Origin of the sequence: Spiroplasma citri, assembly GCF_001886855.1 — a bacterium.
In the GTDB taxonomy this organism is placed as follows: domain Bacteria; phylum Bacillota_I; class Bacilli_A; order Mycoplasmatales; family Mycoplasmataceae; genus Spiroplasma; species Spiroplasma citri.
Genome location: NZ_CP013197.1, coordinates 1,298,700 through 1,312,288, shown reverse-complemented (window position 1 = coordinate 1,312,288; position 13,589 = coordinate 1,298,700). Strand labels below are relative to the sequence as shown.

Genomic DNA, 13,589 nt, shown 5'->3' with positions numbered 1-13,589 from the left:
AGGATAAATCATTATGAAAATAATTGATTATTTTAATGAAACAACAACCTTTTTAAAAACTTCTGCGACAGATAAAACTGAAGTCTTTGCAACATTAGCAGCAGCATTAGTTAACAATGAAACAGTTACTGATTCAGCAAACTTAATTAAAGATTTGGAGAAACGTGAAACAGAAGGTCCAACTGGGGTTGGTGATGGTTTAGCAATTCCCCACTGTTCAAGTGGTAGTGTTACGAAACCATCAATTGCAATTATGACATTAGAAAAGGCAGTTGATTGACAAAGTTTAGATAATAAACCAGTTGATATCATTTTTATGATTACTACGCCATCTCAAGGAGGAGAACAACACTTACAAGCACTAGCGAAATTAGCTGGTTTTTTAGGAAAAAGTGAAGTTGTATCACAAATTCGTGCGGCAAAAACTTTTGCTGATATTCTTAAAGCATTTGTTGAGCCAGTTACTGACCATGATAAAACGAAAACAGATGGTCATTATGATGTTATTGGTATTACAGCTTGTCCAACTGGAATTGCCCATACTTATATGGCAAAAGAAAAAATGGAAGAAGCAGCAAAAGCAATGGACTTAACAATTAAAGTTGAAACGCAAGGGCGTAGCGGTAATGAAAATGTATTAACAGCAACTGACATTGCTAATGCAAAAGGAATTATTCTTGGAATTGATAAAAAAATTACGGGAATGGATCGTTTTAAGGGTGTTTCATATTTAGAAACAAGTACAAAAGATGTAATTTACCATGGCACAAATGTTATTGAAGATGCCTTGAATGGAAAACGTTTAACAATTGGCAAAGGTGGTAAAGGTGCCAACGATGAAGTTGGTGAATTAAGTTTAAAAAACTTTAAAGATGTAACAAAAAACCTCTTAGGAGGGGTTTCTCGAATGTTACCATTTGTTGTTGCTGGAGGAATTATTTTAGGAATTGGTTTCTTATTAGATTCAGGTAAAACAGGAAAAGATTTTGGGGTAACTAGTGATGTTGCGGCATGATTTTCAGGATTAGGAAAAGTAATCTTTGGTATGATGGTTCCTATTTTAGGTGCTTATGTATGTTACTCTATTGTTGGACCACAAGGATTATTACCAGGAATGACAGCAGGATTAATTGCTAATGCTCCTGGGATGTTATATGATGCAGAAAATAAAACAGGCTGAGCAAATACATGGGGGCGATTATTCCCTGATTCAATCTCAAGCTTTAACTCAGGGTTTTTTGGAGCCTTAATTGGTGGTTATCTTGTTGCCTTTGCTGTCTATGGTTGTCAAAAAGGATTTGTTCGGTTCCATCCATCACTACGAGGAGTTCGTGATATTGTTTTAATTCCTGTTTTAACAGCTTTAGCAGCAGGAGTTTTAATGTTTGGATTAAATATTCCATTAGGATATTTAAACTATGGTTTAAGCCAAGGTTTAAAAGCAATTGCCGATTATAATTTAAATGCTTTAATTGGAATTATTATTGGTTTAATGATGGCGGCTGATATGGGTGGTCCAATTAATAAAGCTGCCTATGTCTTTGGAACCTTAACAATTGATGCTACACAAACAGCTTATGCTGGAATTCGTTCAACTAATGGGGGGACAGTCTTTATGGCTTGTGCAATGTTAGCTGGAATGGTACCACCATTAGCATTAGCATTATGTACAAGAATGTTTAAAAAATATTGAACAAAAAAAGATGTTGAGCAAGGAAATACGAATTATTTCTTAGCAGCATGTTTTATTACCGAAGGGGCAATTCCATTTGCTGCTGCTGATCCAAAACGAACAATTCCGTCAATTATGGCGGGAAGTGCTATTACTGGCGCAATTGTTAGTGGTTTTGGTGTAACATTAGCAGCACCTCATGGTGGTATCTTTGTCTTTCCGTTATTGCAAATTCAAGATAATGGTAAAAATTGGTTTAGTATTGCTAATCACGGTGCTTCAATTGGTGTAGCAGTCTTAATTTCACTTATTGCTTTAATTATTGGAAGTTTTGTTAGCGCCTTAATTCTTGGATTTTGAAGAATGAATGATGTTAAAAAAAATAAAATTACTGTAGCAATTTAGTTTAAAAAGTAAAAACCCAACTAATTGGGTTTTTATAATATTAAAATAAGAAGGGAAGAAGTAAGAAAAAATGATTTATTCATTAACATTAAATCCTGCTATTGACCAAGTTATTGAAGTTCCGAATTTCCAATTAGGAGAAACTAATAAAGCTATTAGTGAGTATGAGGTGATTGGTGGAAAAGGAATTAATGTTGCAGTAATGTTGCAACATTTAGGATATCCAACTACAGCATTAGGTTTTTTGGGGCGTGATAATAAAGAAATGTTTGAACATTATTTAGTAAATCAAAAGGTTGCTGCTTGTTTTCGTGAAGTTAATGGCAAGAACCGAACTAATATAAAAATTAAAAGTTTAGAAATAAAACAAGAAACAGAATTAAATGGCCTCGCTTTTTCTCCTAGTGATGATGATGTTATGGCACTGTTAACAATTCTTAAAACAGAATTAACTAAAAATGATTGTTTAATTATTTCTGGTTCATTACCACGTGATTGTCCATCTGATTTATATCAAACAATTAGTACCTATTGTGATGAAAACGAAATCTTATTTGTTGTTGATGCAACAAAGGATGTTTTATTATCAACTTTATCAGCTAAACCATTTTTAATTAAACCAAATTTAGCTGAATTAAATGAACTATTTGAAACAAATTACCAATTTAATCAAAAAACAGAAATTGTTACTTTAGGAAAAAAATTACAGGAAAAAGGGGCACAGAATGTTTTAATTAGTAGTGGTAAAGATGGCAGCATTTTAATTACTCCAACAAATGTTTATGTTGGTAATACTGCAACAGGGCAATTAATTAATTCGGTCGGAGCTGGTGATTCAATGGTTGCTGGATTTGTTGGAACTTATTTAGCAACAAATGATTATCAAGAAGCAATGTTAACTAGCATTTGTGCTGGATCAGCAACAGCATTTAGTCAAGGGATTGCTGATAAATTGTTAGTGGAAAGTTTAAAACAACAAATCAAAATTAGGACTTTTAAATAAAAAAAAGCATCGTGTAATTGAAGTGCAACAAATCAACTCAGAAAAGAGTTGATTTTTTATTGGAAAGCAAACATTATTTTATTTTGCGGCCCTTAGTAACTAAAGTATGGAAAAGATATTGTTATTAATACTGTAAATAAGATAGTAATTAATAATGTAAAAGAAAATGAATAAATTATCCGCGTAATTTATTAGCGGTAATTTATTCAATATTGTTTATTTTGAGCGTAGCGAACACGCGGAGCGTGACGCGATATTTTTTAGAAAGGAGATGTATTATGCCAACTTGATTAACGACAATATTTAGTGTTGTTATTATATTAAGTATTTTTACTTATATTGGTTTATCAATTTACCAAAAAATTAAACAAATTCGAGGAAAGAAAAAATATAAAAAAGAAATTGAAAGAAAGGAGAGTAATAAATAATGTTAGGTATGTATTTAACAACAGCGTTTAATTTTTTAACAGCACCTACACCTAAAACTATGTCTGAGGGTATGACTGGTATTTGAACGGGTTTGACTAGTGCATTATGAAAAGTTAAAGAAGGTATAACAAATATTTTACCTGAGATAATGGTTTTCTTAGGTGAAGCGTGAATTATATTAATTCCATTTGCTATATTTTGTATTATTAAAATTTTAAACTTTTTTCGTGTTATGGTTAAAGGATTTTAATATTTATTATAATCGATTATATATCTTAGTTAAGGCACACTAGCTTTTATGTGAATTAAATAAATAATTTTGTTGTTTATTTTTGCACTATACACTGTTTACAAATTTATTTTTTAATAAACTTTATTACTATCGTTAATATTGGGATAATAAATATCCCTATTATACATATAAATTTAACTATATTTTCTATAGTTGATAACTCTATATTGTTTATTATTCATAATATTGAGTCTGTTATGAAAAATATTTTTTTAGTAGGATTTAATAAAAATAAGAATATTTCTATTAAGGGTCATACTAGTAATAGATTTGGGAAATAAATTTTTATAATATTTTTTATAAATACACCTACTTTTTTTTAAAAAACTTGTAAACAGTATATAGTGTAAAAATATCAACTTAATTATAAACTTATGATTTTATATTTTAATAACTATTGTTAAAAATTAAATAGTATTTTTCAGTGTGCCAATTTTTATTATTTTTATATTTAACAATGTTTATTAACAGTGTTTATTAAACATTAAATAAACAATATATTAGCATTATGTATAACATTGTTAATAATCAGTGTTTATTACAATTAAAAAACATTATATAAACATTATTTATAACATTGTTTATTAAACAAATATTTAGTTAGGAGATTATCTTATGGATATAAAATTTAAAACAACTAAGGAATGTAAAAAATTAAAGAGAGATTTTATTATTAGGAATTTTGTTTTTGGTTTTGTTTATTTTCCATTTTTCATTGTTCTTATTGAAATTATTGTAGGTCTTGTTTTGTTTTCAAATAGAGAAATAATTGTTGGTATTTTACTTTTTTCTTTATTTTTATTTTTAATATTTATTCTTTTATTTTTTATAATTCAATGTCATATATGCGAAATTAAAGAATATAAAGTTATGTTGTTAAAGAAAAGAATGTTACCGTTAGAAAATATAATTGGAGGATTAGGAAAAGGCACAATGTTAAGACCAGTAAGACGAGGAGATGATAAAATTGAGTAATTTTGTTAAGAAAAATCATAATGTAGAAAATTATTTTATTAGTAAGGAATTTATCCCTTTTACAACAGAAAAAGCAAGTTTTATTAATTTACCTAATCATAATCGTCATATTGGTTTTTGATTGAGTAATAAGTTTATTTATCCGAGTGAAAAACATTTGGAACAAGTAGCAATCTGTTTGATTTATGATAATTATTATCCTATTGTAAAATATGATGAAAATTTAAAGCGTAATATTTGAAAGAGTTTAACTGGAACGGAATTAATTAATTTATATAATCAATATAAACAAAATTACTCTACTAAAATGAAAAAAGCGTTATTTTCAAGTGAACCTAAAAAAGTAAAAACAAATAAAAATAATTTAACAAATTTAAGTGTTGAAAAAGAACAAGAATTAATTAATGATTTGAAAGACTTAAATTAAATGAGTTTATATGATTATTGAGTTCAATTTGTTAGTTATATTATTGGTGCAAATGCCCCTGAGTTTTTATATGTTATATCTTTTGTGTTATTTGTTGTTTTATTTTTTGGAATGTTTTTTAAACTTATTCAAAAAATATGGAGTTTTTAAAAATGCAAAATGATTGAATTAAATTAAAAGAGTTTTTTATTCATATATTTTTGTTTATCGATAAAACGAATGTTGAAAGTATTACAATGTGGAATTTAACGCAAAATGAATATTTAACCTTGATGGTTGGTGTTTGAGTTGTGATTTTGTTTTTAACTTGGTTTTTCTTGTGAATGGTTTTTAAGATAGTTGGGTATTTTAAATAATGAAAAAATTTATATTTTTCTTTAAAAACTATTGTTATATTAGTGGTTCAATGCTTTTGTTTAGTTTAATTGATTTATTACTTTGGTTAATTTCTTTGTATTGTGTTGGTTTAGTATTTTGAATATTATTTGCTTTGCAATGTGTATATTTTGTGTGATGATTGTGAAAAAATATTTTTTATCAGTTAAATTCTTTTGGGTTAGTAAATTTTGTTTGAGATAATCCGTTATCGGTAATTATTGGTAAGTTAGGAACTGGTAAAACATTACTTTTAACTTATTTGTCGCAAACTATGAAATTATTGACAGATGAAATTTATAGTAATTATCCCTTAGAAGATGATAAAGTTAAAGTTTTAACATTTAAAAATTTAGATTTTACTGATAGAACAAAACCCGTTCCCCTAGATGATAGTGTTATTTTATTTGATGAAAGTTATTTATATATTGACGGAACTAGTCCTCACGATGAGAAAAAAGTTCATAGTGGTAAAATACCGTGAATTGTTTTAGCGAGACATTTTGGACATCGTGCGTTGTTTACTGCTCAGCGTGAGGGTATGATTTGAAATAATATTCGCCAGTTAGCAAGTGGAATTATTATTCCAATTTCATTGAAAAAACCCGTTGCTAAAAAAGGATTTAATTTTTTTAATCGTTTCTTTATTATGCGAATTGGGATTTTCCAAGATATAACGGATTATGAAATTTGAAAAACAAAATCAGTAGAACGAACAGCAGAAGGTAAAAGAGCAAAACATAAGTCGGATGTTGGGTTAGGAATTCGGTTTTTTAAAATAATAATTCCCCTTGAATTTGCTAATAAGTATGATAGTGAATGGTTAAAGTTTGTACGTGATTTAAAGAATGATGAAATTGTTAATGAAAAATTTTATTATTGATCGGAAATCACAAAATTAAGCGTTAAAGAACGATTGGAGTTATTTGATATTGATATTTTGAAAAAGAATTTAAAACCTAAAAAAGAGAAAGGAAATAGTAAAGATGATTAATTTATTAGTTGAAAATAATAATAGTAATTGAGACAAGATTTTTAGTTTTGTTTTTGATATATTTTTGTTTATTTTTGATGTAATTTGAAATACAAAATTACCGATGACAAATACGTCAATTGCTTATTTTTTAATCTTTTTTATGGTTATTAAGTTATCGATTTATGCAATTCACGGGACATCAACACAATATAATAATTTAGGTTCGACAGTTAATAATGGTGTTTCGCAAGTATATTCGTCAACTGTACGAAAAGGTATTAATGTTGGTAAAAATGTTTATCAAAATAGTAATAAGCAGCAAGTTAAACGAGAAATTAAGCGTCAAAATGTTAGACAACAAGCAAAATTTAAAAGAGGTGTTAAGTAATGATTAAATTAGTTTTATTGGTGGCGGCGATTGCGATATTTGGAACTGGTTTTATTACTGTTATTATTAATCAATTTACATCAGCAAAAAATATTATTATGGATTTATATAATTCTGATACTTGGTTGATTTGATTATTTGGTAGAATGGCAGTTTTGTTTAGTCATCCGTTAATGTTAACAATATCGAGTTTATATATTGTTGGGTTTATTGTTTCAAAAACATTGTATAGTTAGGAGTTGAGTTTATGAAAAAATCGTTATCTTTATTTGCCATATTTATTTTAACTTTTTTGGGTTTGGTTATTCCCCATTTATTACTTTAACGGCGTTTAGACCCTTAAATGAGGAGCAATATACGCTTAAACAAGAAAGTAGTACTGGTAAAGGTATTAATGAAACTGATTTTATTAATACAATGTTTTTACGCAGTAGTTTTTTTGAAAATTGATCGGAGACAAATTATTTTATTAATCCAACTTTAAAAACATCAAAAAATTTATTGTTTAATGATAAATGGTATTTAGATTTTTTACAAGATAGTTATTCAACCGGAGTTGTTTATGATAAACCTGGTGAAATATTTTTGAATTATTATCGACAATGACATAGTTTAAAAAATAAGTATATGGTTGAAAAATTTTATGATGTTAAAAAGGAGAATTTTTTGGATGATTTAACTGATTTTATTTATGCTTTTGCTGTAAAATATAAGATGTTTGATGTATCGAAAGAAATTGTGGAAAATGTTGACCGTTATAAAGAAAATCATTATCCAAGAGTTAAGTTAAACCAAGATAATTGAAAATTAATTGATAGTTCTTTAAATAATATACAAAAAGAATTTGAAAAATATAATGATAAATGATATTTTATTATTTGAAAAAGAGGAAATAGTTCACATTGAATATGACAATCAATGTTTTTTAAATATGATGAGTCTGCTCCTAGAATGACAGGCGCTTGACTTTCTTCTATAAAATCAATTTATCGTTGAGATAATACAAATAAACCTAAAAAAATAGAATTTAATGAAAGTACTGGTGAAATTACTGACTGAAATAGTTATCAACAAACTCGCGTAAAAGAATTTATTAGTTTATCTTTATATTCTGTTTTGCTAGAAAATACTAGGGTTCAGCAAGGTGGTAGTGCGGATTATGAAAATCCGAATAAGGTTGGTACAAAGCGGATAATTTTTGATTTTGAGACGGTTGATGAATTGGATGTTAAAAATATTAAAAAAGCAATTTATCGGATGATTTTAACTGTTGATGAAGCAAATTTAATTATTTCTGGTAGTTTAGAGTTAAATAATATTAATAATGATGATTTAAGTTTTAATTTTAGTTTTATGCGAATGGGAATGGGTGAGGTTTTTAATTTTAATGGTTCAATTTATGCATCATTAAATAGTAAAGATTTAAAATATTATCAACAGTTTAGCGGTCAGTTTGATTTATCTAAGTTTTTACAGTCGTTTTTTGCAAGTGCTTTGGTGCCAGTGTTTCAAAATCGTAGTTCGTTTATTGAAAATGGATATATTAATAATTTACAGTATGATACTGTTTTAGTTAACTTTTTTGCTTTGAAATTACAAAATTTTAATAATATTTTGTTGAGTGAAAATATTAACGATAAATTACAATTTGATAAATTATTAAATAGTATGTTTAAGATTTCACAGAAATTTTATACTAATTATTTACGTACGATTTTTGATTTAGAGAATAATACTTATGTTCAAGGTTATAATAAAAAATATGGTTTATTAGTAAAAAATGGTTTTAAAATTTACCCACGATATTTTTATTTTTCAGATAAATATAAACAGTTAGATATTAAATTATATTCAGCATTTAAAAATCGGTTTTATACGATTAATAATTATGGTAGTGTTTTTAATTATGATTTTTCGGTTGCTAATAATTATAATATTAAGTCAAATTCGGGTTATGTTTTTGGCGGTGATTTACAAAATAAATATGGTTTGCAATATAAAAAAATTGAAGAACAAAAAATCGGTTATAATGTTTTTGAATTGCAAGCACAAAAAGGGAATGATATGTACCGATATTATGATTTTAATTTTGGAATTTATAACTGACAAGAGGTTAATAATGGTGGGTTGTTTCCCGATAAACAATGATGACAAGTGCAATATGTAACGCCAGAGGGTTGATGAGATTTTGGTGCTCATATTAAAAATGCGGTGATTTGAATTGTCAATACTATTCCTGGTGTTAAACAAGTTAATGAGTTAGCGAGTGGTGTTGGTAAGGTTTTTGAAACAGTATATAGTTTTTTTAGTCAAATATTTGAAGTATGAAAATTTAATCCCGCATTGTATAGTACAATAACAAATATCTTTTTATTAATTATTTTTATGAAATTTGTGCGATTAATATAAAAAAGGAACTGTTATTTAGTTCCTTTTTTGTTCTTTTCAGTCAGTAATTTCACCAGTACTTTCATTAAATTCTATTTTTTTAGGTTTATTTGTATTATCTCAACGATAAATTGATTTTATAGAAGAAAGTCAAGCGCCTGTCATTCTAGGAGCAGACTCATCATATTTAAAAAACATTGATTGTCATATTCAATGTGAACTATTTCCTCTTTTTCAAATAATAAAATATCATTTATCATTATATTTTTCAAATTCTTTTTGTATATTATTTAAAGAACTATCAATTAATTTTCAATTATCTTGGTTTAACTTAACTCTTGGATAATGATTTTCTTTATAACGGTCAACATTTTCCACAATTTCTTTCGATACATCAAACATCTTATATTTTACAGCAAAAGCATAAATAAAATCAGTTAAATCATCCAAAAAATTCTCCTTTTTAACATCATAAAATTTTTCAACCATATACTTATTTTTTAAACTATGTCATTGTCGATAATAATTCAAAAATATTTCACCAGGTTTATCATAAACAACTCCGGTTGAATAACTATCTTGTAAAAAATCTAAATACCATTTATCATTAAACAATAAATTTTTTGATGTTTTTAAAGTTGGATTAATAAAATAATTTGTCTCCGATCAATTTTCAAAAAAACTACTGCGTAAAAACATTGTATTAATAAAATCAGTTTCATTAATACCTTTACCAGTACTACTTTCTTGTTTAAGCGTATATTGCTCCTCATTTAAGGGTCTAAACGCCGTTAAAGTAATAAATGGGGAATAACCAAACCCAAAAAAGTTAAAATAAATATGGCAAATAAAGATAACGATTTTTTCATAAACTCAACTCCTAACTATACAATGTTTTTGAAACAATAAACCCAACAATATATAAACTCGATATTGTTAACATTAACGGATGACTAAACAAAACTGCCATTCTACCAAATAATCAAATCAACCAAGTATCAGAATTATATAAATCCATAATAATATTTTTTGCTGATGTAAATTGATTAATAATAACAGTAATAAAACCAGTTCCAAATATCGCAATCGCCGCCACCAATAAAACTAATTTAATCATTACTTAACACCTCTTTTAAATTTTGCTTGTTGTCTAACATTTTGACGCTTAATTTCTCGTTTAACTTGCTGCTTATTACTATTTTGATAAACATTTTTACCAACATTAATACCTTTTCGTACAGTTGACGAATATACTTGCGAAACACCATTATTAACTGTCGAACCTAAATTATTATATTGTGTTGATGTCCCGTGAATTGCATAAATCGATAACTTAATAACCATAAAAAAGATTAAAAAATAAGCAATTGACGTATTTGTCATCGGTAATTTTGTATTTCAAATTACATCAAAAATAAACAAAAATATATCAAAAACAAAACTAAAAATCTTGTCTCAATTACTATTATTATTTTCAACTAATAAATTAATCATCTTTACTATTTCCTTTCTCTTTTTTAGGTTTTAAATTCTTTTTCAAAATATCAATATCAAATAACTCCAATCGTTCTTTAACGCTTAATTTTGTGATTTCCGATCAATAATAAAATTTTTCATTAACAATTTCATCATTCTTTAAATCACGTACAAACTTTAACCATTCACTATCATACTTATTAGCAAATTCAAGGGGAATTATTATTTTAAAAAACCGAATTCCTAACCCAACATCCGACTTATGTTTTGCTCTTTTACCTTCTGCTGTTCGTTCTACTGATTTTGTTTTTCAAATTTCATAATCCGTTATATCTTGGAAAATCCCAATTCGCATAATAAAGAAACGATTAAAAAAATTAAATCCTTTTTTAGCAACGGGTTTTTTCAATGAAATTGGAATAATAATTCCACTTGCTAACTGGCGAATATTATTTCAAATCATACCCTCACGCTGAGCAGTAAACAACGCACGATGTCCAAAATGTCTCGCTAAAACAATTCACGGTATTTTACCACTATGAACTTTTTTTTCATCGTGAGGACTAGTTCCGTCAATATATAAATAACTTTCATCAAATAAAATAACACTATCATCTAGGGGAACGGGTTTTGTTCTATCAGTAAAATCTAAATTTTTAAATGTTAAAACTTTAACTTTATCATCTTCTAAGGGATAATTACTATAAATTTCATCTGTCAATAATTTCATAGTTTGCGACAAATAAGTTAAAAGTAATGTTTTACCAGTTCCTAACTTACCAATAATTACCGATAACGGATTATCTCAAACAAAATTTACTAACCCAAAAGAATTTAACTGATAAAAAATATTTTTTTACAATCATCACACAAAATATACACATTGCAAAGCAAATAATATTCAAAATACTAAACCAACACAATACAAAGAAATTAACCAAAGTAATAAATCAATTAAACTAAACAAAAGCATTGAACCACTAATATAACAATAGTTTTTAAAGAAAAATATAAATTTTTTCATTATTTAAAATACCCAACTATCTTAAAAACCATTCACAAGAAAAACCAAGTTAAAAACAAAATCACAACTCAAACACCAACCATCAAGGTTAAATATTCATTTTGCGTTAAATTCCACATTGTAATACTTTCAACATTCGTTTTATCGATAAACAAAAATATATGAATAAAAAACTCTTTTAATTTAATTCAATCATTTTGCATTTTTAAAAACTCCATATTTTTTGAATAAGTTTAAAAAACATTCCAAAAAATAAAACAACAAATAACACAAAAGATATAACATATAAAAACTCAGGGGCATTTGCACCAATAATATAACTAACAAATTGAACTCAATAATCATATAAACTCATTTAATTTAAGTCTTTCAAATCATTAATTAATTCTTGTTCTTTTTCAACACTTAAATTTGTTAAATTATTTTTATTTGTTTTTACTTTTTTAGGTTCACTTGAAAATAACGCTTTTTTCATTTTAGTAGAGTAATTTTGTTTATATTGATTATATAAATTAATTAATTCGGTTCCAGTTAAACTCTTTCAAATATTACGCTTTAAATTTTCATCATATTTTACAATAGGATAATAATTATCATAAATCAAACCGATTGCTACTTGATTACAATTTTTTTCACTCGGATAAATAAACTTATTACTCAATCAAAAACCAATATGACGATTATGATTAGGTAAATTTATAAATGAAGCTTTATCTGTTCTAAAAACTATAAATTCTCTTCGAATAAAGCAATTTTCTACGTTAATATTTTTCTTATAACTTGGTTTCTGATACATTACTCAAATCAACTCGCTTTCGGTTACACTGCATTGAACAAACATTTAACTTAAAATACAAACTACCAACAATTTTTTTATTCAAAATAGAATGACAAATTTGACATTTACGTTTTAAAAAAAATATTCAAATTCCTAACATAATTAATCACACTCCTTTGTTTAATAAACATTGTTATATTTAATGTTTATCTATTGTTTATTTAATGTTTATATATTGTTTATCTATAGTTTATTTATTGTTTAATAAACATTGTTATTAACATTATTAAAAATATAAAATAGTAAAAATTGGCACACTGAAAAATACTATTAACAAGTTTAATAAAAGAAATATAAAATTAAAATTAATAAATCAAATAACATAACTAGTGTGCCATAGATGAGTTATTCATCTTGTTATATTAGAATTATTTAATTTTACTAAAAAAGATTTTTAAATACCCAGTTTTTCAATCAGAATCTATCCTTGAATTTTCCAAATTATTATAAAGTCAAATTTTTTCTTTGTTTATATACTTAATTTGATTTAATAAAACTTTGTGATTTTGACAAGTTCATAAAATTTTATTTGTTTCAAATTCTTCGGTGATAAATGATGATAATTTATAACAATTAATAACATCACATATTTTTTGTTGTTTAATAATTTTCATTTTTATAAATCAAATTTAATATTGACTATAATAAATATCTTCAAATCATTCTGTTTTTCCGCGATGTTTAACTTTATGAATTCGCTTTGGCATTCCGCACTTACTGCATCTAATCATAATATTGATTTTTTCCATTTTTAGTTTCTCCAATCTAATATTTAACGATTGATTTATTAATATAACTAAGTGAAACAAAACAAGGACAACACCTTTACTAAGTAGATATATGGATTATTTAATAATTTCTTAATTTAATATGGTTTTTTTCAGAAAGGAAACAACTTTTTTATTATTTTAAAATTATAAA

The 13,589-nt window shown here is 26.0% G+C and carries 17 protein-coding genes and 2 pseudogenes; 11 read left to right on the top strand and 8 right to left on the bottom strand.

The genetic code is table 4. The annotated features are described in order from the left end of the window. Window positions 1–13: 13 nt before the first annotated feature. From SCITRI_RS07740 to SCITRI_RS07690, 11 genes and pseudogenes are all read left to right on the top strand, one after another. Window positions 14–2,077, top strand: coding sequence for a fructose-specific PTS transporter subunit EIIC (locus SCITRI_RS07740; RefSeq protein WP_071937858.1), 2,064 nt, complete (start codon window positions 14–16; stop codon window positions 2,075–2,077). 70 nt (window positions 2,078–2,147) lie between these two features. Then, on the top strand, window positions 2,148–3,080 hold the full coding sequence (pfkB, locus tag SCITRI_RS07735) for a 1-phosphofructokinase (protein ID WP_071937857.1): 933 nt from the start codon (window positions 2,148–2,150) through the stop codon (window positions 3,078–3,080). 278 nt (window positions 3,081–3,358) lie between these two features. After that, complete coding sequence (locus tag SCITRI_RS07730) at window positions 3,359–3,508, top strand: hypothetical protein (protein ID WP_071937856.1); 150 nt, start codon at window positions 3,359–3,361, stop codon at window positions 3,506–3,508. Then, the gene (locus tag SCITRI_RS07725) at window positions 3,508–3,759 is read left to right on the top strand and encodes a hypothetical protein (protein WP_071937855.1); all 252 of its coding nucleotides are present in this window, start codon (window positions 3,508–3,510) and stop codon (window positions 3,757–3,759) included. Before SCITRI_RS07730 ends, SCITRI_RS07725 begins: the two co-directional genes overlap by 1 nt. A gap of 657 nt (window positions 3,760–4,416) precedes the next feature. Further along, window positions 4,417–4,776 carry a hypothetical protein gene (locus SCITRI_RS07720; protein WP_071937854.1) on the top strand — a complete coding sequence of 120 codons (360 nt, stop codon included), beginning with the start codon at window positions 4,417–4,419 and terminating at the stop codon, window positions 4,774–4,776. Continuing rightward, entirely contained in the window at window positions 4,760–5,203 is a 444-nt protein-coding gene (locus SCITRI_RS07715) for a DUF3627 domain-containing protein (protein WP_071937853.1), read from the top strand. Before SCITRI_RS07720 ends, SCITRI_RS07715 begins: the two co-directional genes overlap by 17 nt. 152 nt (window positions 5,204–5,355) lie before the next feature. Next, window positions 5,356–5,559, top strand: a complete 204-nt coding sequence (locus tag SCITRI_RS07710; protein ID WP_071890543.1) for a DUF2649 domain-containing protein — start codon at window positions 5,356–5,358, stop codon at window positions 5,557–5,559. Further along, entirely contained in the window at window positions 5,559–6,572 is a 1,014-nt protein-coding gene (locus SCITRI_RS07705) for a hypothetical protein (RefSeq protein WP_071937852.1), read from the top strand. The genes SCITRI_RS07710 and SCITRI_RS07705 overlap by 1 nt, the downstream gene beginning before the upstream one ends. Next, complete coding sequence (locus SCITRI_RS07700) at window positions 6,565–6,942, top strand: hypothetical protein (RefSeq protein ID WP_071937327.1); 378 nt, start codon at window positions 6,565–6,567, stop codon at window positions 6,940–6,942. The genes SCITRI_RS07705 and SCITRI_RS07700 overlap by 8 nt, the downstream gene beginning before the upstream one ends. Next, complete coding sequence (locus SCITRI_RS07695) at window positions 6,942–7,178, top strand: hypothetical protein (RefSeq protein WP_015967964.1); 237 nt, start codon at window positions 6,942–6,944, stop codon at window positions 7,176–7,178. Before SCITRI_RS07700 ends, SCITRI_RS07695 begins: the two co-directional genes overlap by 1 nt. Window positions 7,179–7,189: 11 nt before the next feature. Further along, window positions 7,190–9,351, top strand: a pseudogene (locus SCITRI_RS07690) (spiroplasma phage ORF1-like family protein). A 15-nt stretch (window positions 9,352–9,366) separates the two neighbouring features. Here the strand turns inward: SCITRI_RS07690 and SCITRI_RS07685 are convergent. From SCITRI_RS07685 to SCITRI_RS07655, 8 genes and pseudogenes are all read right to left on the bottom strand, one after another. Then, complete coding sequence (locus SCITRI_RS07685) at window positions 9,367–10,248, bottom strand: spiroplasma phage ORF1-like family protein (RefSeq protein ID WP_204305185.1); 882 nt, start codon at window positions 10,246–10,248, stop codon at window positions 9,367–9,369. Further along, window positions 10,211–10,447: a hypothetical protein gene (locus SCITRI_RS07680; RefSeq protein ID WP_015967964.1), complete on the bottom strand. Its 237-nt coding sequence runs from the start codon at window positions 10,445–10,447 to the stop codon at window positions 10,211–10,213. Before SCITRI_RS07680 ends, SCITRI_RS07685 begins: the two co-directional genes overlap by 38 nt. After that, the gene (locus tag SCITRI_RS07675; protein ID WP_071937327.1) at window positions 10,447–10,824 is read right to left on the bottom strand and encodes a hypothetical protein; all 378 of its coding nucleotides are present in this window, start codon (window positions 10,822–10,824) and stop codon (window positions 10,447–10,449) included. The genes SCITRI_RS07680 and SCITRI_RS07675 overlap by 1 nt, the downstream gene beginning before the upstream one ends. Beyond that, window positions 10,817–11,830: pseudogene (locus SCITRI_RS07670) on the bottom strand (hypothetical protein). Before SCITRI_RS07670 ends, SCITRI_RS07675 begins: the two are co-directional and overlap by 8 nt. After that, window positions 11,830–12,033, bottom strand: coding sequence for a DUF2649 domain-containing protein (locus SCITRI_RS07665; protein WP_071890543.1), 204 nt, complete (start codon window positions 12,031–12,033; stop codon window positions 11,830–11,832). Before SCITRI_RS07665 ends, SCITRI_RS07670 begins: the two are co-directional and overlap by 1 nt. Window positions 12,034–12,185: 152 nt before the next feature. Continuing rightward, entirely contained in the window at window positions 12,186–12,626 is a 441-nt protein-coding gene (locus SCITRI_RS07660) for a DUF3627 domain-containing protein (protein ID WP_071937851.1), read from the bottom strand. Beyond that, the gene (locus SCITRI_RS10630) at window positions 12,604–12,768 is read right to left on the bottom strand and encodes a hypothetical protein (RefSeq protein ID WP_167693716.1); all 165 of its coding nucleotides are present in this window, start codon (window positions 12,766–12,768) and stop codon (window positions 12,604–12,606) included. Before SCITRI_RS10630 ends, SCITRI_RS07660 begins: the two co-directional genes overlap by 23 nt. Window positions 12,769–13,036: 268 nt before the next feature. Next, complete coding sequence (locus tag SCITRI_RS07655) at window positions 13,037–13,282, bottom strand: hypothetical protein (protein WP_071937151.1); 246 nt, start codon at window positions 13,280–13,282, stop codon at window positions 13,037–13,039. Window positions 13,283–13,589: the final 307 nt, after the last annotated feature.